We start from the raw sequence: 17878 nt of genomic DNA on the forward strand, positions 1-17878 counted from the left end.
CTCCGCAGGACACAGCTGGGTCACGGCCCTTGTGGCCGACGACCGCTGCGGTCACTATAACAACCGTTATCCAATAACGGCTGTTATCAACCAGGAGGCGTGTGATGACGTTGCCAACGGTGTACCGATCAGCGGCGGTGGCGGGGCTTGCCAGCGGCGTGGTTCTGCTTGTCAATACGGCCAAGCGGGCGGAGGTGATCCCGATCAGCGCGGCGACCCAGCTGGTGGCGCCGCTCGCTCAGGTGCTGGCGCTCGGGCTGGTGGTCGCGTTGTTCGCCCGGGCCGGACGACGCAGCAGCATGTTCGGGGTCGTGGCCTTCGGGCTCAACTTCACCGCCATCGCGCTGCTCGTCGGCGTGGAGTTCGTACTGAACCTCGTCTTTCCCCGCGTCGACGATGCAACCGTCACGTCCCTTCGCGCGGGTCCGCTGGGCGTGGCACTGACGGTGAGCTCGATCCTGTTCCTGATCAGTACGGCGCTGTTCGCAGCCTCCTTGTGGCATCGGGAGGGACCGCCGCGGCCGGCCCTGCTCCTGTACGCCGTCGGCGCCGTACCGGTCTCGCTTCGCGCCGCCGTACCGGAGATTGCCCTGCAAGCCGGCCTCTTGCTGCTCGCTGTAGCGATCGGCTGGCTGTCGCTGTGGCTCTGGTCGAGTTCGCGGGAACCGCTGGTCGAGCTGGCTAGTGGGGCGTAGGGGTGGCGATGATCCCGTTGATGAGCATGTCGACGGCCCAGCGGCTGCGCTCCGACGGCGTACCGGAGATCAGGTCGGCCGCTTGTTGGTGAAGGTGCGGGTAGTCGTCGGCTGACGCGCTCGCGAGGGTGTCACTGAGTTGTTGCCACTCGGCTTCGGAGTCGCGCTTGGTGTCGACGGCGTGTTCGGCAGCTGTGGCCGTAGCTGTCTGGAGCAGGTAGTCCACGCCCCAGGCCGCTTGCACAGCTGGTACTCGACCAGCCGCCAGCAGCCGGAGCAAGGTGTCGACCAGTGCCAGGTAGTTGGGCCCGTTGGGGCGCAGGCTGAGTGCGGAGCGCGCCAAGCTGGGATGCGCGAACAGCAGGTCGGTGTAGCTGCGGAGAACCCGGTGCAAGCCCTCGCGCCAATCGGACTCCGGTGCCAGATCGACCTGTGCCAGCAGCCGGTCCAGGATCGCCGCGTGCAGTTCGTAGGCGTTGGAGACGTACACGTAGAGCGAGGCGGCGCCGGTGTCGAGCTCCTGCGCGAGCCGCCGCATGGTGACGCGCTGCAGACCTTCGCTGTCCATCAACCGCACCGCCGCGTCGACGATGCCCTCACGGGTCAGTGCAGGTTTGGCGGGACGCTCCCGCCGGCTCAAGCCAGGCATCGGACCACGCTACTGCAGCCCGGCATCATCCCTCGTGCCTGTCCGGGATGGAGGCGAAGAACTCGACCATCCGCTCCAGAGCGTCCACGGCGAACATGTTCTCCAGCCCCTCGGCGGAGTCAGCAGCGCTGGCCTCGCCGCGCGGGAGGAGAGCCTCCTCGTACGCCGTCAGTCCGGCCTCGGTGTCGTCGCGGTGCGCAGCGATTGCCAGGCCCAGTTCGGCTCCGTCGATCATCGCCAGGTTGGCGCCCTCGCCGGCGAACGGCGACATCAGGTGAGCCGCGTCGCCCAGCAGCGTCACACCGGGGGTGTGTTCCCAGCGATGCCCTACCGGCAGCGCGTGGATGAGGCGTGGGACCAGCGGACTGTCGGCGTCGGCGACCAGTGCCTGCAGGTCCTTGTCCCAGCCGTCGAAATAGCTCAGGACAGCAGCCTTCGCGGCCGCCTGGTCGGTGAAGTCGATGGTGTCCAGCAGGCCCTCGTCCACCTTGAGCGCGGTGTAGATGTGCAGGCTGCCGTCGGTCTCCCGATGCCCCAGGAAGCCACGCTCGTCGCCCAGGCAGATGAACATCCCGTTGCCGATGATCGCGGCCTGGTTCGGGTGCCGGACGTCGGGATCCAGCAGATCGGACTCGACGAACGAGATCCCCGTGTACGTCGGTACGGCGTCCGACAGCAGCGGGCGGATGCGTGACCAGGCACCGTCGGCTCCGATCAGGAGATCGGTCGTGATGGTGGACCCGTCCGCGAAGGTGACCTCGTGCCGGCCGCCGTCCAGCGAGCGCGCACCGGTGACCTTCTTGCCCCAGTTGATCGAACCTTCGGCCAGCGAGTTCAGCAGCAGCTTGCGCAGGTCGCCGCGATCCACCTCTGGCCGGCCGCCGCCGCCGTCGTCCTCCTGGTCGACGTGGACGACGCCGTCCGGGCCGACCAGGCGCATCGCCTCGCCACCCTCATGGATGATCGCGCGGAACTCGTCGTACAGACCGGCCGCGTGCAGTGCCTGCTGCCCGTTCTCCTCGTGGATGTCGAGCATGCCGCCCTGCACCCGGGTGTCCGCGGACGGCTCGAGCTCGAACAGCGCCACCTCGATTCCGTTGACCTGCAGAACGCGCGCAGCCGTCAGGCCGCCGAGCCCGGCGCCGATGATCGCGATGGGGTAATGCGTCGATGTCGTCATGTCCCCAACCGTAACGAACATGTTCGTTACGAACAAGTTCGTTACCGAGCTGAGCCGAAACTGAAGAGCTGCTCGCCCGGCCGCAGCGGCTCCCCCGCCCCCACATAACGGTGGACGCCCACGCCGTAGCCCGCATCGGGAGCCGACAGGTACAGCCGCTCGAAGCCGACGGACTCGAACCACTCGCAGATTGCCGGCGCAAGGTCGGGCGCCTCGCGATGCCGCGTCCACAGCAGGACAGCGCCCGGCTTGCAGAGCTGCGGGCAGAAGGAGATCGCCCGCTCGACATCCGCGTCAGAGATGTTCCCGAAGATCCCACACGCCAGTACGACGTCCGCCGGGACCAGACCGACGTACTGATCGGTGAGCGACGCATCGCCCGTGACCACCTCGACCTGATCGAGCCCAAGGCTCTCCACTGCAGCCGAGGCGACTGCGGTGTTGCGCGGGTCCAGCTCCACCAGCCGAGCCCGTACGTCGGTACGGCGTGGGTGATCCGCAAGCACCTCCAACAAGTCACGCCCTTGCCCGGCACACAGACTGATGACGTCCAGCGGACCAGGTGGCGCATCGGCCAGTGCAGTGCGGAGATGCCCCTGTACGTCGGCCAGTCGCCGGGCGAGCGGCGTACCGGGACGGTCGTAGTCGTTGTGCCAGGCGGACCAGTCCACTTGCGTGTCCTCTCTCAGGGAACTCCTAAGGAGTTCTTAGTGCACCCATGGGGCAGAGCGCGGAACCCGCTCGTCTAACGAGTATTGGCGGGCTAGGGAAGGGCACTGACGTGGTAGCGATGAACTTGGCGGTCGTCGGGGCCGAGGAGGAGATCCGGTACTCGGGCGACGCAATCGTCGTACTGGCTGGGATTCCGGGAGCTGGCAAGAGCACACTGCTGCGTCGGCTCTACCCGGAGGGCGCAGACCACGGTGATGTGCAGGTCTTCGACTCTGAGCGACTACGGGCGCGGTGGATGCGAGTGCTCGGCGTTGTGCCCTACTCCTACTGGCGTCCGCTGCTGCACCTGACCTACTACGCACAGGTGCTCACTGCGATGAAGAGCGGCCCGCTGGTGATCCATGACTGCGCTACACGGCCATGGGTACGGCGTCTGCTCGGCTGGCGGGCTCAGCGCGCCGGACTGCCGTTGCACCTGATCCTGATCGACGTACCGGGCGAGGTGGCGCGCGACGGGCAGTGGGCGCGCGGACGCGTCGTACGGACCGGCAGCATGGAGACGCACTGCCGTCGCTGGCCGCAACTGCTGGCCAAGGCGAGCGAGGACCCGGGCCAGGTGGTCCCGGGCGCGCGGTCCGCGATCGTCCTGAGCCGGCGGCAGGCGGGCCGGCTGCGAGCGATCAACTTCCGTTGAGTTTGGCCTCCAGGCCGTCCAGCACGAGGTCGAGGCCGAACTCGAAGTCCTCGACCCGGCCGGACTGCATCACGTGCGCCATGATCCGCACGACGTGCGGGAACTGCTCGGGGTCCAGCCCACCGACCACCTGAGCCGACACGTCCGGCGCGGCATCGATCGAGAACGGCAGATTCACCTCCTGCAAGGTGAATCCGTACAGGTGACTGTCCAGCGTGTGCCACGCATCCAGCGCACCCTCGACCGTGAAGCCGCCCTCGAGCAGCCGCCCGAGCGTCGAGTCCAGGTACTTCGTCATGCCCGGACCGATCGTGAACCGGGACATGATCTGCAGAGCCGCCCACGGATGCGCCACCAGCACCGCGTGAGCGGAGATCGACCGGCGCCGCATCGCGTCCTTCCACGGCGTCCCACTCGGCGGCACGTCGATGTCGGTCAGCACCAGATCGACGATCGCGTCGAGCAGATCGTTCTTGTTCTTCACGTGGTTGTAGAGCGACATCGCCTCGATACCGAGCTCGTTCCCGAGCTTGCGCATGCTCAGCGCGTCCAGCCCGTCCCGGTCGGCCAGTGCGATCGCCGCGCGGAGCACTCGCTCCCGGTTCAGTGGATCGCCCCGCGGTGTCATGGACATACTCTAACTTACGTCGTAAGCTTACGCCGTAAGTATGATCTTTTGGGGGGACACGAGAATGCTCGCAATCACACAGGACCGGTACGGCGACAGCGGTGTGCTCGCGCTCCGCGACATCGACGTACCGGTCCCGGCCGGGGACGAAGTCCTCGTCGAGGTCCGCGCGGCCGGGGTCGACCGGGGGGTCTGGCACCTCATGACCGGACTGCCCTATCCCGTCCGGTTCGCCGGGTACGGCGTTCGGGCGCCGAAGAACCCAGTGCTCGGGATGGACCTGGCCGGTGTGGTCAGCTCGGTCGGAGCCGGGGTCAGCCGGTTCCGGCCGGGCGACGAGGTGTACGGCATCGGGATCGGCGCCTTCGCCGAATATGCACGGGTGCTGGAGAAGAAGCTGGCACCGAAGCCGAAGAACCTGACCTTCGAACAGGCCGCCGCCGTACCGATCTCGTCTTTGACCGCGCTGCAGGCGGTTCGCGACCAGGCCGAGGTGAAGGTGGGCGACCGGGTGTTGATCCTCGGTGCGTCCGGAGGCGTGGGCAGTTATGCAGTGCAGGTCGCGGAGACGTACGGCGCCGAGGTGACCGGGGTCTGTAGCGCCGACAAGGCTGAGCTCGTCCAATGGCTCGGTGCCCATCACGTGCTCGACTACCGCACCGACGACTTCACGCAGTACGGGCCTTTCGATGTGATCATCGACATCAACGGGAACGCGTCGCTGAGCCGGCTGCGCAAGGCGCTGACCCCGAAGGGGACGCTCGTCATCGTCGGCGGTGAGACCGGCGGTCGCTGGCTGGGGGGCAACGACCGCCAGTTGCGGGCGATGCTGCTGTCGAGATTCGTCGGCCAGCGATTGCGTTCCTTCATCAACTCCGAGAACCACGTCGACCTGCAGGCGATGACGGAACTGATCGAGACCGGCCAGGTGGTACCGGCCCTCGACCAGGTGTTCCCGCTCGCCGAAACGGTGGCGGCGATCCAGTACCTGATGGACGGTCATGCCCGCGGGAAAGTGGTGATCGGCGTGTCCTGACAGGGGTTTGCGTGCCGCCGGGGGCGAGCGCACGGAAACTGTCGGTGGCGCCTGATTGGGTTGAACCTCGCGATCGGGAGGGGTGACCGTGAAGGTTCGAGTCGGGCGTGAGGTGCTGGCTGAAGCGGTCGGCTGGGTGGCCAGAGGGCTACCGAGCCGGCCGAGTGTGCCGATTCTTGCCGGGATGGCCGTCGAGGCGGCCGACGGAATGCTGACGGTGTCGGGGTTCGACTACGAGAGCTCGACCCAGGTCAGCATCCCGGCCGATGTGGGGGAAGACGGCCGGGTCCTGGTGTCGGGGCGACTACTCGCCGGCATCTGCCGGAGCATGCCGCGGGACACGGTCGATCTGAGTTCGGAGGGGGCTCGGGTCATCGTGTCCAGCGGTCATGCCCGGTTCGCGCTCCAGACGCTGCCGCTGGAGGAATACCCGCCGTTGCCGGAGCTCCCGGCGGCCGGCGGGGTGGTGAGCGGTGAGGTGTTCGCGCGGTCGGTCGCTCAGGTGGTGAGCGCCACGGGGCGGGACGACACCTTGCCGGTCTTCACGGGGGTGCGGGTGGAGATCCGTGGGCCGGTGATCACGTTGCTGGCCACGGATCGCTACCGGCTGGCGGTCCGCAGCTTCGCCTGGGAGCCGGAGGATCCGGAGATCGCGGCGGACGCACTCGTCCCGGCCAAGGTGCTGGCCGACCTGGCCAAGACGCTGGCCGGCCACGAGGTCACCCTCGCACTCGGTTCAACTCGTACAGGGGACGGGTTGATCGGGTTCGAGGGGGCCGGCCGGCGGGCCACCAGCCGGTTGATCGACGCCGAGTTCCCCAAGGTGCGCAAGCTGATCCCGACGCCGGAGGCGGTCACCCGGACCGTCACGCTGCAGACGGCGAGCCTGATCGAAGCGGTCAAACGGGTCTCATTGGTGTCGGAGCGGACGTCACCGGTGCGGATCACGTTCGCCGACGGGACGGCGGCGCTCAGTGCGGGCAGCGGCGAAGAGGCCGAGGCCTCGGAGCCGGTCGAGTGCACCCTCACGGGCGAGCCCCTCGTGATCGGGTTCAACACGGCCTACCTGCTGGACGCGCTCGGCTCACTGGGCACGCCAGTGGCGCATTTCTCCTTCACCCAACCGACCAAGCCGGTCAACGTGGTCGGCCTGCAATCCGCCGACGACACCCCGAGCGGCGACTCGGCGTACATCGTGGTCCCCATGCGCGTGGCAGGGTGAGGCGTGCCTGAAACGACCATCGCCCACTACCTCGCCCGCCGCGACGACTTGCCCGATCAGGTGGACGTGATCGTGCTGATGGGATCGGCCGTGCTCGAATCGGTCGAGGTCGCCGCTCAGCTCCATCACGCCACGAGAGCACGGATCCTGATCAGCGGCGGCATCGGCCACTCGACCCGCCACCTCGATGCGGCGGTCCACCGCCGTGGTCTGCCCGTTGCAACTGGCCGCGCCGAGTCGCACGTCTTCCGCGACCTCCTCACCACCCAGTACGACGTACCGGCCGCGGCGCTGCAGGTGGAGGACCAATCCACCAACTGTGGTGAGAATGCAGCGTTCACGAGACAGCTGATCGACGAACCAGCAGCGCTCGTGCTGATCCAGGACCCAACCATGCAACGCCGTACCCATGCCAGCTTCGAACGCTCCTTCGCCGACCTGCCCGGCACTCGACTCTTCAGCCACGCACCCGTGCTCCCCTGGATCGGTCCCGACGTCGTGAGCGCCGGACCGGAGCACCCAGAGATCTGGAGCCGCGACAGATTCCGCTCACTCATCCTGGGCGAGATTCGCCGCCTCCGAGACGACCCCGACGGGTACGGCCCCCGCGGCCACAACTACATCGACCACGTAGACATCCCCGCACCGGTCGAGGCGGCGTACCAGCAACTGGCGACCGCCCATCCCCACCTCGTCCGCCCACCCGGCGCCTAGCGGAATTCCGCCGCCGGCGCAGTCGGGGAAGCACCGTCGCCGGCAGGTGACCGGTCGCGCGCCGACAGGTGGTCGATCTCGCGCCGACAGGTGGTCGATCTCGCGCCGCCAGCGGTGGCGCGAGACACCTCGTGATTGCCGGAGACCTGTTACCCAAGGGCTCCGGCCACCACTTTCTGTCTCCGGCCACAACTGGTGGCGTGGGACAGAGTGTTGGGAAGCATTCCTCGGCGATACCGGCTCGTTCGGCCGACCAACCAGGAGCGTTGGCTAGCCACATACCGGGGCGTGCACACCCCGCAGTGGCCTTGAACAAGATATGACCTGTTCACGCCCACCACTTCCTGTGCACGGCCCCGGCAACCGCCTTCGGCTAGAGGAGGTAGCTGGCCAGCACTGATGCGAGCGTCTCTGGGGAGAGGGTGTGGAAGGTGCCGTCGTGGCCTTCGACCGTTCCGTGCGGCAGCGCAGCGGCGGTCTGACGGGCAGACTCCTGCAACCAGTCCGGACTGGCGTTGCTGAACAGCGCGAGCGTTGGCGTCTCGATCGACTTGAGCAGATCCGTCGGTACGGCGCTGTCGCCCAACTGCAGCGCGTCATAGACGAGCGTCGGCGCCATGGCCTCGAGACTCGCCCACATCGGCGTACCCCGGATCTCGTCAACCGCTTCCTTCGGCTGGCCAACGGCCTCGACGATGAACAGCTCAACCGCTCCCCCGGGGTTCCCGCTGCCGATGAACTCCTGCAGCCGCTCGACGTATCGTTCCGGCACCGGCGGTGCACCCTCGGTCCGGAACGGCGGTTCCATCAGCGCAATCCGCTCGAACGGCAGCCCGGCCTGCAACAACACCATTGCCCCGGACGAGAACCCACAGGCGAACCGCGCACCGGTCGCTGCCCGCACCGCTGCCAGGTCTTCCCACTCCCGTTCGACCGTGTACGGCGCCGTGTCGCCCGAGTCGCCTCGCCCGCGCCGGTCGTAGTTCACCACGGTGAAGGCGGTCGACAGCGCCTCGACGTACGGGGTGATGGACGCCCGCTCGGTGAAGGCACCGGCGACCAGGATCAGGCCCGGCCCTTCACCCACCACGTCGTACGCGATCTCCGTGCTGTCCTGCGACGCGACCTTCTGCATCTCACTGCTCCTTCTCGACGAACTCGACGAAGTCCTGCCCTTGCCTCACCGTCGATCGGCAGGCCCCGAACCAGACATCCACCATCCTGTGACCTGGGTCACAGATAGGCGAGACCTATCGGGAAGGTGCTCCGAGAACTACAGTTGGATTATGTATACAGACAGCTGGTATGCGCGATGCTGCTGAGGCAGTTGGAGTACCTCGTCGCCCTCGCGCGGGAGAAGCACTTCGCCCGGGCCGCCAACGCTTGCTTCGTGTCGCAGCCCTCCCTGTCGGCCGCGATCCGCAAGCTCGAGCAGGAGCTCGACGTGCCGATCGTGCGACGTGGGCGGCGCTTCGAAGGGCTGACGCCAGAGGGCGAGCGCGTACTCCTGTGGGCGCAGCGAATCCTGGCCGAGCAGGACGCTCTCAAACATGAGCTGTCTGTACTGCGCGGCGGCCTGACCGGCACCCTCCGGCTCGGCGCGATCCCGACCGCGATGCCGGTGGTTTCGTTGCTCACGACACCGTTCTGCGAGCGGCACGGGAACGCACGGGTGACGATCGAGTCGCTGTCGTCGCGTGACATCACGCAGAAGCTGGCCGAGTTCGACCTGGACGTCGCGATGACCTACCTCGACGACGACACCCTCGGCCAGGTCCGCAAGACGCCGCTCTACGAAGAGCGCTACCTGCTCCTCACTCCGCAGCATTCACCACTGGCCGAGTTGCCGATGGCAACCTGGGCGGAGGTCGCCGAACTGCCGCTCTGCCTTCTCTCACCAGACATGCGCAACCGCCGCATCATGAACGGCTACTTCACCGATGACGGCGCCGTCGCCACCCCGGCCATCGAGAGCGACACGGTCTCCGGTCTCTACAGTCATCTCCACGGCAACCACTGGTCGACGGTGATTTCACATGCCTGGCTGCACATGTTCGGCGTACCGGACGGGATGCGCGTCGTACCGCTGAAGGGTCCCGCGCACGGACCGCGAGTCGGATTGGTGATCGCGGCCCGCAGTCCCGAGCCGGTGCTCGCGCGCGCCTTGCTCGACGTCGCGCGTCAGGCCGGCGTGCACAAAGCCCTCGACGATCTACTCGACGTGCACTTGATGGGCACTGCCTATCACGACATAACGAGCAAGTCTTTGACCGTCGGCACCTGACCGCGGGACGGTGGAATCCCTTCAGAACAAGGAGATTCCACATCATGGCGAAGATCCTCTGTGTCCTGTACGACGACCCTGCGGCCGGGTACCCGAAGTCCTACGCGCGCGACGACATCCCCGCGATCACGAGCTACCCCGGCGGCCAGACCGCACCGACTCCGAAGGCGATCGACTTCACGCCGGGCGAGCTGCTCGGCAGCGTGTCGGGCGAGCTCGGCCTGCGCGGCTTCCTGGAGAGCCAGGGGCACACGCTGGTCGTGACGTCGGACAAGGAGGGTGACGGCTCGATCCTCGACCGGGAACTGCCGGACACCGATGTGGTGATCTCGCAACCGTTCTGGCCGGCCTATCTGACCGCCGAGCGGATCGCGAAGGCGCCGAACCTCAAGCTCGCGATCACCGCCGGCATCGGTTCCGACCATGTCGATCTGGACGCGGCGATCGAGCACGGCGTGACCGTTGCCGAGGTCACCTATTGCAACAGCATCAGCGTCGCCGAGCACGTGGTGATGATGATCCTCGGGCTGGTGCGGAACTACATCCCGTCGTACCAGGTCGTGGTCGATGGTGGCTGGAACATCGCGGACTGCGTCCAGCGCTCCTACGACCTCGAGGGAATGAACGTCGGTACGGTCGCGGCCGGACGAATCGGTACGGCGGTGCTGCGGCGGCTCGCGCCGTTCGACGTGAACCTGCACTACACCGATCGGCATCGTCTGCCCGAGTCGGTCGAGCGCGAACTCAATCTGACCTTCCACGCGAGTGCCGCCGACATGGTTCCGCACTGCGACGTGGTGACGATCAACGCGCCGCTGCACCCGGAGACGGAGGGGCTCTTCGGGGAGAAGCTGCTCTCGACGATGAAGCGCGGCACCTACCTGATCAACACCGCGCGGGCGAAGATCGCCGACCGGGACGCGATCGTCGCAGCGCTGGAGAGTGGCCAGCTCGCCGGGTACGCCGGTGATGTCTGGTACCCGCAGCCGGCCCCGGCCGACCATCCCTGGCGGACGATGCCGAACCACGGCATGACCCCGCACATCTCCGGTTCCTCGCTGTCCGCGCAGGCCCGGTACGCCGCGGGTACCCGCGAGATCCTGGAGTCGTGGCTGGCGGGAACGCCGATTCGCGACGAGTACCTGATTGTCGACGGTGGGCGACTGGCCGGTGCCGGAGCGCATTCGTATTCGACCCGTATGTAAGGCGGATCACGTGAGATGCGGGCATGACCGGTGAGTACACCTGGTTGAATGTATACAGAAGCCAGAATTCACAACAGCTCCTCCCGGGAGCAGAGGAAGGAAAGCGATGATCTTCACCCGTAGGTTCGGTGCTCTGGCGGCGCGCCCGCAGTTTCCGGATGCCCCGGAGCTGCAGCAGGAACTCGTCAACCCCGTAGACCTGGAGACCGAGCTCGCCCAGCTGACCAGCGCGGACGAGAAGCAGCGCGCCGAGGAATCGGCCGCCTGATCGATTGACCCAAGGCTGCGAAATCACTATGTACGGTCATGGCACTTGGTAGACTGTCTACCAAGTGCCATGCTGTTGGTTCAGGCAAACGGGAGGACCCTCGATGACGACGATCAGCACCGGAGCGGAACCGGCCGGCGTTCGGCACGTGAAGCGGCCGCAGCCGTTGCGTGAGTCCGTCTACGAGGCCCTGACCGAGATGATCATCGACGGCACCCTGGAGCGCGGCCGGCACCTGGTCGAGGTCGAGCTCGCCGGTCTGCTCGGCGTCTCTCGACAGCCTGTCCGCGAGGCACTGCAGCGGCTCAACAACGAAGGCTGGGTGGACCTGCGGCCCGGCTTCGGAGCCATGGTGCATGTGCCGGCCGAGGACGAGGTCGACCAGCTCCTGGCCGCCCGCGCTGCGCTGGAGTCCGAGTCCGCCCGATTGGCTGCCCGGCACGCCACCAAGGAAGACCTGGCCAAGCTCAAAGAGCTCTGCAAGGTCGGTACGGCGTACCACGAGTCCGGTGACACCGACGGCGCCGTCCGCACGAACGGCGAACTGCACGCCTTCATCACGCAGATGTCCGGCAACCGGTTCCTGATCGACTTCGCCGCGCAGGTCGACCGTCGCGTCCGCTGGTACTACACCCCGATCGCCCCGGTCCGCGGTGCTGCCTCCTGGCGCGAACACAGCCGACTCGTCAAAGCCATCAGCGACGGTGACGAGGACAAGGCCGCGCAGACGATGCGCGAGCACACCGAGCACACCCGCAAGGCCTACCACGACCTCCGCGCCGCCGAAGGCCCCACCGAGCCCACCCCCGAGCCCGAACCTCGCCGACGGCGCCGCACGATCTGAGCTGCGTGCCTCGCCCCGTGCGCTGCTTCCTTTTGACTTAAGTGTACAAACGCGGACCGGCGTGGCCTGAGAGTTATCCACAAGCCGCAGTCTGGCGAACGCGGTGACTTGGCCCCCGCGGCATGGTCGAGGTGTACCGACAAACGGGTAGTGGTCGCCACGGCGGTGCATGGTAAGGCGTGGCGGGCATGTCCGGGATGCTCCGGCAGGGACTACTACCCGTTGGCCGGTACGCAAGCAACCGCCCGAACCTGTCTGCAGGTGCGATGCCTCGCCTTTGTGGAGAGATTAGGCCGCGGAGCGCCCCTTTGTTTCCACAAAGGCGGGCTCCCCACTGGCGGAGCGGCCGCCGGCCAGTGGGGCGGCCGCCGGCGCCGCACCCTCTAGTACGTCACCGCGCGCAGCACCTTCGCCGGGGCTCCGGCGGCGATCGAGTACGGCGGGATGTCGCGCGTGACGACGCTGTTGGCGCCGATCACGCATCGCTCGCCGATCGTGACACCGCTGGTGACGACCACGTTGGCGCCGAGCCAGACGTTGTCGCCGATCCGCGTCGGCCCCTTGGAGTCGAACCCCTGCCACGGCACCGGCTTGTCCGGATCGTCGAACCGGTGGTTGGAGTCCGTCACGAAACATCCGTTGGCGAGCATGCAGTGGTCCCCGATCTCGACCAGCTCCAGCGCGGCCACCATCACGCCCAGGTTCAGGAACGTCCCAGAACCAATACGCACGTGCGCGTCATCGCCCACCGTGATCCACACGTTGGGCTCGAAGAGCGCGTGCTCCCCCACTTCGAGCCGCCCGTCGCGCAGCGCCTCCAGGACGTTGCCCTGCAACGGCCAGCGAGCGAAAGCCTTGCGCCGCATCAGCTCCCAGTGGATCCGTGCCCGATTCCAGGGCAACGAATTGCGCTCGTACCAACGCCACTTCTGCACCCAAAGCTTGGCCTGAGCAGCGAGGTCGTCCACCTGCCTGAGAATAGACCTCTTCGACCTCCCTCGAATGCATGTCGCGCTGTCTTCGGCCATGCCACAGTGCTGATGCCCATCCGCCCCTGGGGATCGTCGAAGGAGCATCATGAGGTTCCAGTCCGTTCTGACCGCGCTTGCCCTGCTGGTGCCACTCACCGGTGGGACTCCCGCCCCCAGTACGCCGCCCGCGCCGCGGCCCGCCGTACAGCAGAAAGTCGCCGCCGCGACGGCCTCCGTCACCGCGAACTTCGCCCAGAACCTCGGCACCGGGCACGGTGCGGTCTTCGGCGCGAACATCAACCATCTCGACCAGCCGGCCAAGCTCGACGCCTTCCAGCAGAACGGCGCGAACCTCGTCCGCCGGACGGCGTACCTCTTCGAGATCGTGCCCGACTCGACGCCCGCGAACTACCGGGCGAACGTCGGTGGGGTCGCGGACCCGGCCAACTGGCACTGGGAGAAGTATGCCTGGGCCGACGAGTACGCCAAGCGCGACATCGGGCTGATGCTGATCATGGGATACGGCGTCCCGTGGATCGGGCACGGCTGTGACACCTGCGAATACTTCTCGCCGCCACGGCCGGAGAACTGGGACATCTACGAGGACATCGTCACGAAGGTCTACCAGCACTTCGCCGGCAACACCAAGATGGTCGAGCTGTGGAACGAGCCGAACAACGACTTCCTGCGAATCGGCGGGAGCTCCTACCCGGACAACCTGACGGCGTACCGGGACATCTACTTCCATGCGGCCAAGGCGATCCGGACGGTCGACAAGGTGATCCCGCTCGGCGGTCCGGCCCTGTCGGCCCCCGCGACGGACTGGATCAAGCCGCTGCTGAGCGACGCCCGAATCGCACCGGACATCAACTTCCTCAGCTACCACGACTACTCGACCACCCCCACCGAGGTCGTCGACCAGTGGAAGGCGATCGCGCAGCAGAACGGCAAGGGCGCCGACTTCCCGGTCTACGTGACCGAATGGAACTGGACGGCCGCCTGGGGCTATGACCCGATGAACAGCGATCACCCGAACATGATCAGCTACGTCGGTCAGCGGCTGAGCACCTTCTACAAGCAGCACGCCAACGGCACTTTCTACTACGCCGACAACGACGAAGGCGAAGAGAAGTGGGGCGTGCACTTCGGCGTGTACAACAACGGCACGCTGACACCGAAGTCGCGCACCTTCCGACTGCTGGGCCAGGATCTCGGCCTCGCCACCGGTGACAGCACCATCCGCGGGATCAGCTACGGCAGCCCGATCACCAACGCAGCAGCCGCGACCACCTCGACCGGCGACAACGTGGCCTGGGTGGTGAACGACGGCACGGCTCCGATCGACGTCGACCTGGCGCTCACCGGACTGGGCGCCGCGACCTCCACGGTCGCGAGCATCTTCGAGGCGAGCAGCGACCAGGCGATCCCCTCCCCCAAGGCCTCGGTCCCGCTGACTGTTGCCGGTGGCAACAGCCGGGTCCGGTTCCAGGCGCCCGCGAAGTCGGTGCTGGGCGTTCGCCTGACGCCGTACCCGATCGCCGACACCGAGAACCTCGCCCCCGGAGCGACGGTGACCGGCTCCTCCACCAGCGACGGCCTCGTACCGGCCAACGTGACCGACGGGATCGAGTCGGTGCACGCGGCCGGCGAGTGGGCCTCCAACACCGAGATGACGCCGTGGGTCCAGCTCGCCTGGCCGACCGCGCAGACGGTCAGCCGCATCGTGCTCGCCGATCGGGCCAACCCGACCGACCAGATCAAGGCCGGCTGGCTGATCTTCAGCGACGGTACGTCGGTGCCGGTGCCGCCGCTGCCCAACGACGGCAGCCCGAAGGTCATCTCCTTCCCTTCCCGTACGACGAACTGGGTGCGACTGCAGGTCACCAAGGGCGTCGGGCTCAATGTGGGACTGTCCGAACTGCAGGTCCATCGCGGGGGGAACGTCGCACCGGCGGGAGTACTGACCAGCTCGTCGCCCAGCGGCGTCGTACGGGCCGTCGATGGTGTGATCGGGTCCGACTGGGTGTCCAAGACGGCGTCGCCGTGGCTTCAGGTGGACTGGGTCAGCAACCGGACGATCGACGAGATCACCCTCTACGACCGGGCCGATCCCACCAGCAACGTGAACGGCGGGACCCTCACCTTCAGCGACGGCAGCACGATCCCGGTGACCGGGATCCCGGCCGACGGCAAGGGGAAGGTGGTGACGTTCGCGCCGCGAACCGTGGGCTGGGTGCGGTTCCAGGCGAGTGGGTCCGCCGGGACCGGCATCGGCCTGTCTGAGCTGCAGATCCGGCCGATCGGCGACGTGGCGTCCAGCGCGACGGCAACGGCGTCGTCCGAGGTCCCGGATTCGCCTCAGACGAGCGCGGGTGCTGCCATCGACGGCGTGATCAATCAGTGGCACACCGGCGAGTGGGGCTCGAACCGCCAGCTCGACCCGTGGCTCCGGCTCGACTGGGCCTACCCGCAGACCGTCACCCAGGTCGTGCTCTACGACCGGAACAACCTGATCGACAAGGCCAACGGCGGCACCCTGGAGTTCAGCGACGGCAGCACGATCAAGGTCACCGGGCTCGACGACAGCGGGCGCGGCAAGACCGTGACGTTCGCACCGAAGTCGATCAGCTGGGTGAAGTTCCAGATCGAAAGCACCGAGGGCTGGGCCAACGGCCTGTCGGAGATCGAAGTCAGCTAGCCGACGACCGCCCGCAGCTCCTGGTGGGAGTTGCGGGCGGTCGGCAGGCGACTAGCGGCGGCCGCGGCCGGTGGCTAGTTTGCGGGCCTCCAGGGAGGAGGCCAGGTGGGAGTACTGCTCGACGGTACGGCGGGCGTACCGGTTGTGCGGGAGGATCCGTGGCCACCAGTGGCGGCCGAGCTGTTCGTGCATCCACAGGAAGCCGATCGCGAACCCCATGCTGAGCAGGGCCCGGAAGGCGAGGAACTTCCAGGGTTCGGGCGGGAGACCGGGGGTACCGGTCACCGCCCAGGACGTGGCGATCGCGTGCACGAGAAGGGCGAGCGGGAATCCGATCACCCAGTAGACCGCGGCCGGGGCGAACACCCCGGCCGGGACTTTGCCCAGGGCAACGAGTACGGCGTACCCGGCTCCGAACACCATCAGTGGCAGTGCCAGGCCGAGGCCGGTCACGACGGCCCAGCCCAGCGGCTGGCCGGCCATGACACCGAGGATGCCGGCGACCAGTCCGGCCGCGGCACCGACAATCGCCGCCGGGACCGTGAACTCCAGGAGTTCTTTCGACGAGGTCATGTCAGCCCACTGCCACGCCGAAGCGGAAGAGGCAGTAGAAGAGCATGCCCAGGTAGAACACCGCACCGAAGCCGATGATCAGGTTCCGCACCGGGCCGGGCCTGATCTTCTTCGGGAGCAGCTTGTTGTTCACCAGGAGCAACACGATGCAGTAGGCGCCCATCGCGAAGGTGGACAGGAACGCGAGCGTGTCCAGGATCCCGGCCGGACCGTCGGCCGGACCGAACAGCAGGATCAGGATGCCGAAGACGATCACGCCCCACAGGAACCCGGCGTACAGGCGGGACATCGAGAACCGCTTGGCACCTGGCACGAAGTAGTACGTCATGTCCGCCTGGCCGCGGGAGAACGAGTCGAACAGACCCAGGGTCGCGTTCAGCCCGATCAGTGCGATGAAGGCGAAGAACAACGTGCCCAGGATCGGCGAGCCGGCCGAGGCGAACGCGTCCGACATCGCCCGCAGTGCCGCGTCCCGGTCGCCACCCTCGATCAGCGACTTCACGTTCGGGTTGGTCCGGGCCGCCGACATCGCCAGCACGGTGAACGAGATCGTCACCAGCATCGTGATCCCCCAGAAGAGCAGGATCGCGTCGAAGGTGACCCACTTGCGCCAGCCCTTCCACTTCGCCATCTCCGCGGGGTCCTCGGTGTCGAACATGAACCCGCGCGACGGCATCGCCTCGGCCTCGCCGGCCGACCTCAGCCCGCGGACCTTCGGGATGTGTGCACCCATCCCGGCACCGCTGTCACGCAGTTGCAGCGTGTACCACATCTGCTGCATCCCGGACGGTCCGGCGAACGCGATCGACCCGACCACGACCGGGAACCAGGCCGACGTCATCGCCTCGTGCGGGAAGTACCCGAACGCGAACATGCCCTGCAGTGTCTGCACCAGGTCGTCCCAGTTGCCGACCATCGCCGCGATCACCGACGTACCGACGACGAGGAAGCCGATCAGCAGCCCGAGCAGTTTCTCGAGGAAGTTGTAGATCACCGAGAGCATGCTGAACAGGACGCCGACGAACACCAGAGCCACGCACGCCGTCACCTGCCAAGGTATGCCGGACACTTCCTCGAAGGCGGCGGCACCGGCCGACAGGTGACCGGGCCACATGTAGATCAGGATCGCCGCGACGTAGAAGAACCACATCAACGGTTTGAAGATCCGGGCGGCCCCGAAGAAGATGCTCTCCCCGGTCGCCATCGCGTAGCGCGCCATCTCCAGCAGCACGAACGCCTGCAGGGTGACACCGACCATGAACAGCCACCGGATGTCCGGCCCGAAGACCAGGACGAGCCGGGGCCACATGTACGACTCCCCCATGCCCACACCCAGTGCGACCAGGAAGACGGTCGGGCCGAGGATGTGCATGGACGGTGGCGCGTCCGGAAGTTTCCGGATCGGCATCGGTTCGAGCCGGCCCGCTTTCCAGACCCGCTCGGTGACGGCCGCCGCGGCGGGCTCGTCGGGCACTTCTGAGGTCTTGCTGGTGACGTCCAAGGCGGACTCCTTACATCGACGCCAGGCAAACTGTTGACCGAACC

At 67.1% G+C, this 17878-nt stretch carries 18 protein-coding genes; 10 read left to right on the top strand and 8 right to left on the bottom strand.

The window, feature by feature from the left end; translation table 11 throughout:
• Window positions 1–104: 104 nt before the first annotated feature.
• The gene (locus ACFVWG_RS10375; protein WP_391542904.1) at window positions 105–695 is read left to right on the top strand and encodes a hypothetical protein; all 591 of its coding nucleotides are present in this window, start codon (window positions 105–107) and stop codon (window positions 693–695) included.
• Here ACFVWG_RS10375 and ACFVWG_RS10380 read toward each other — a convergent pair.
• From ACFVWG_RS10380 to ACFVWG_RS10390, 3 genes are read right to left on the bottom strand one after another with little or no spacing between them, the layout of a single operon-like run.
• Complete coding sequence (locus tag ACFVWG_RS10380) at window positions 682–1344, bottom strand: TetR/AcrR family transcriptional regulator (protein ID WP_391542905.1); 663 nt, start codon at window positions 1342–1344, stop codon at window positions 682–684. The two genes, ACFVWG_RS10375 and ACFVWG_RS10380, sit on opposite strands and share 14 nt — an antisense overlap.
• 25 nt (window positions 1345–1369) lie before the next feature.
• Window positions 1370–2524 (bottom strand): FAD-dependent oxidoreductase, encoded by a 1155-nt coding sequence (locus tag ACFVWG_RS10385; RefSeq protein ID WP_391542906.1) that lies wholly within the window; start codon window positions 2522–2524, stop codon window positions 1370–1372.
• 41 nt (window positions 2525–2565) lie between these two features.
• Window positions 2566–3195, bottom strand: coding sequence for a class I SAM-dependent methyltransferase family protein (locus ACFVWG_RS10390; RefSeq protein WP_391542907.1), 630 nt, complete (start codon window positions 3193–3195; stop codon window positions 2566–2568).
• A 119-nt stretch (window positions 3196–3314) separates the two neighbouring features.
• On the opposite strand from ACFVWG_RS10390, the gene ACFVWG_RS10395 reads away from it, so the two are divergent.
• A complete protein-coding gene (locus ACFVWG_RS10395) occupies window positions 3315–3890 on the top strand; it encodes an AAA family ATPase (RefSeq protein WP_391542908.1) in 576 nt (191 codons plus the stop codon).
• On the opposite strand, the gene ACFVWG_RS10400 is transcribed toward ACFVWG_RS10395, so the two are convergent.
• The gene (locus tag ACFVWG_RS10400) at window positions 3877–4518 is read right to left on the bottom strand and encodes a TetR/AcrR family transcriptional regulator C-terminal domain-containing protein (RefSeq protein WP_391542909.1); all 642 of its coding nucleotides are present in this window, start codon (window positions 4516–4518) and stop codon (window positions 3877–3879) included. The two genes, ACFVWG_RS10395 and ACFVWG_RS10400, sit on opposite strands and share 14 nt — an antisense overlap.
• A gap of 64 nt (window positions 4519–4582) precedes the next feature.
• On the opposite strand from ACFVWG_RS10400, the gene ACFVWG_RS10405 reads away from it, so the two are divergent.
• The 3 genes from ACFVWG_RS10405 (at window position 4583) to ACFVWG_RS10415 (ending at window position 7490) form a co-directional block, all read left to right on the top strand.
• Window positions 4583–5554, top strand: a complete 972-nt coding sequence (locus ACFVWG_RS10405; protein WP_391542910.1) for an NAD(P)-dependent alcohol dehydrogenase — start codon at window positions 4583–4585, stop codon at window positions 5552–5554.
• 88 nt (window positions 5555–5642) lie between these two features.
• A complete protein-coding gene (dnaN, locus tag ACFVWG_RS10410; protein WP_391542911.1) occupies window positions 5643–6776 on the top strand; it encodes a DNA polymerase III subunit beta in 1134 nt (377 codons plus the stop codon).
• Window positions 6777–6779: 3 nt separating this feature from the next.
• Window positions 6780–7490, top strand: coding sequence for a YdcF family protein (locus ACFVWG_RS10415; protein ID WP_391542912.1), 711 nt, complete (start codon window positions 6780–6782; stop codon window positions 7488–7490).
• A gap of 373 nt (window positions 7491–7863) precedes the next feature.
• On the opposite strand, the gene ACFVWG_RS10420 is transcribed toward ACFVWG_RS10415, so the two are convergent.
• Window positions 7864–8625, bottom strand: coding sequence for an alpha/beta fold hydrolase (locus ACFVWG_RS10420; protein ID WP_391542913.1), 762 nt, complete (start codon window positions 8623–8625; stop codon window positions 7864–7866).
• A 177-nt stretch (window positions 8626–8802) separates the two neighbouring features.
• Here ACFVWG_RS10420 and ACFVWG_RS10425 point away from each other — a divergent pair, with 177 nt between their 5' ends.
• The 4 genes from ACFVWG_RS10425 (at window position 8803) to ACFVWG_RS10440 (ending at window position 12091) form a co-directional block, all read left to right on the top strand.
• Window positions 8803–9774: a LysR family transcriptional regulator gene (locus ACFVWG_RS10425; RefSeq protein WP_391542914.1), complete on the top strand. Its 972-nt coding sequence runs from the start codon at window positions 8803–8805 to the stop codon at window positions 9772–9774.
• Between the two features lie 44 nt (window positions 9775–9818).
• Entirely contained in the window at window positions 9819–10979 is a 1161-nt protein-coding gene (locus ACFVWG_RS10430; RefSeq protein ID WP_391542915.1) for an NAD-dependent formate dehydrogenase, read from the top strand.
• Window positions 10980–11085: 106 nt separating this feature from the next.
• Complete coding sequence (locus tag ACFVWG_RS10435) at window positions 11086–11247, top strand: hypothetical protein (RefSeq protein WP_391542916.1); 162 nt, start codon at window positions 11086–11088, stop codon at window positions 11245–11247.
• A 103-nt stretch (window positions 11248–11350) separates the two neighbouring features.
• Window positions 11351–12091, top strand: coding sequence for a GntR family transcriptional regulator (locus tag ACFVWG_RS10440; protein WP_391542917.1), 741 nt, complete (start codon window positions 11351–11353; stop codon window positions 12089–12091).
• A 383-nt stretch (window positions 12092–12474) separates the two neighbouring features.
• Here the strand turns inward: ACFVWG_RS10440 and ACFVWG_RS10445 are convergent, their stop codons facing one another.
• Complete coding sequence (locus ACFVWG_RS10445) at window positions 12475–13059, bottom strand: acyltransferase (protein ID WP_391542918.1); 585 nt, start codon at window positions 13057–13059, stop codon at window positions 12475–12477.
• Window positions 13060–13168: 109 nt separating this feature from the next.
• Here ACFVWG_RS10445 and ACFVWG_RS10450 point away from each other — a divergent pair, with 109 nt between their 5' ends.
• Entirely contained in the window at window positions 13169–15760 is a 2592-nt protein-coding gene (locus ACFVWG_RS10450; RefSeq protein WP_391542919.1) for a discoidin domain-containing protein, read from the top strand.
• Between the two features lie 51 nt (window positions 15761–15811).
• On the opposite strand, the gene ACFVWG_RS10455 is transcribed toward ACFVWG_RS10450, so the two are convergent.
• Together ACFVWG_RS10455 and ACFVWG_RS10460 are read right to left on the bottom strand one after the other, a co-directional pair.
• Entirely contained in the window at window positions 15812–16333 is a 522-nt protein-coding gene (locus tag ACFVWG_RS10455; RefSeq protein WP_391542920.1) for a hypothetical protein, read from the bottom strand.
• A 1-nt stretch (window position 16334) separates the two neighbouring features.
• Window positions 16335–17834: an Nramp family divalent metal transporter gene (locus ACFVWG_RS10460; RefSeq protein ID WP_391542921.1), complete on the bottom strand. Its 1500-nt coding sequence runs from the start codon at window positions 17832–17834 to the stop codon at window positions 16335–16337.
• Between the last annotated feature and the right edge of the window lie 44 nt (window positions 17835–17878).

This window comes from Kribbella sp. NPDC058245 (genome assembly GCF_042882005.1).
Lineage (GTDB): Bacteria > Actinomycetota > Actinomycetes > Propionibacteriales > Kribbellaceae > Kribbella.

Coding starts and splice junctions, on each gene's coding strand:
- ACFVWG_RS10375 (WP_391542904.1), top strand. CDS start 105: ATGACGTTGCCAACGGTGTACCGATCAGCGGCGGTGGCGGGGCTTGCC.
- ACFVWG_RS10380 (WP_391542905.1), bottom strand. CDS start 1,344: ATGCCTGGCTTGAGCCGGCGGGAGCGTCCCGCCAAACCTGCACTGACC.
- ACFVWG_RS10385 (WP_391542906.1), bottom strand. CDS start 2,524: ATGACGACATCGACGCATTACCCCATCGCGATCATCGGCGCCGGGCTC.
- ACFVWG_RS10395 (WP_391542908.1), top strand. CDS start 3,315: ATGAACTTGGCGGTCGTCGGGGCCGAGGAGGAGATCCGGTACTCGGGC.
- ACFVWG_RS10400 (WP_391542909.1), bottom strand. CDS start 4,518: ATGACACCGCGGGGCGATCCACTGAACCGGGAGCGAGTGCTCCGCGCG.
- ACFVWG_RS10405 (WP_391542910.1), top strand. CDS start 4,583: ATGCTCGCAATCACACAGGACCGGTACGGCGACAGCGGTGTGCTCGCG.
- ACFVWG_RS10420 (WP_391542913.1), bottom strand. CDS start 8,625: ATGCAGAAGGTCGCGTCGCAGGACAGCACGGAGATCGCGTACGACGTG.
- ACFVWG_RS10425 (WP_391542914.1), top strand. CDS start 8,803: ATGCTGCTGAGGCAGTTGGAGTACCTCGTCGCCCTCGCGCGGGAGAAG.
- ACFVWG_RS10430 (WP_391542915.1), top strand. CDS start 9,819: ATGGCGAAGATCCTCTGTGTCCTGTACGACGACCCTGCGGCCGGGTAC.
- ACFVWG_RS10435 (WP_391542916.1), top strand. CDS start 11,086: ATGATCTTCACCCGTAGGTTCGGTGCTCTGGCGGCGCGCCCGCAGTTT.
- ACFVWG_RS10440 (WP_391542917.1), top strand. CDS start 11,351: ATGACGACGATCAGCACCGGAGCGGAACCGGCCGGCGTTCGGCACGTG.
- ACFVWG_RS10450 (WP_391542919.1), top strand. CDS start 13,169: ATGAGGTTCCAGTCCGTTCTGACCGCGCTTGCCCTGCTGGTGCCACTC.
- ACFVWG_RS10455 (WP_391542920.1), bottom strand. CDS start 16,333: ATGACCTCGTCGAAAGAACTCCTGGAGTTCACGGTCCCGGCGGCGATT.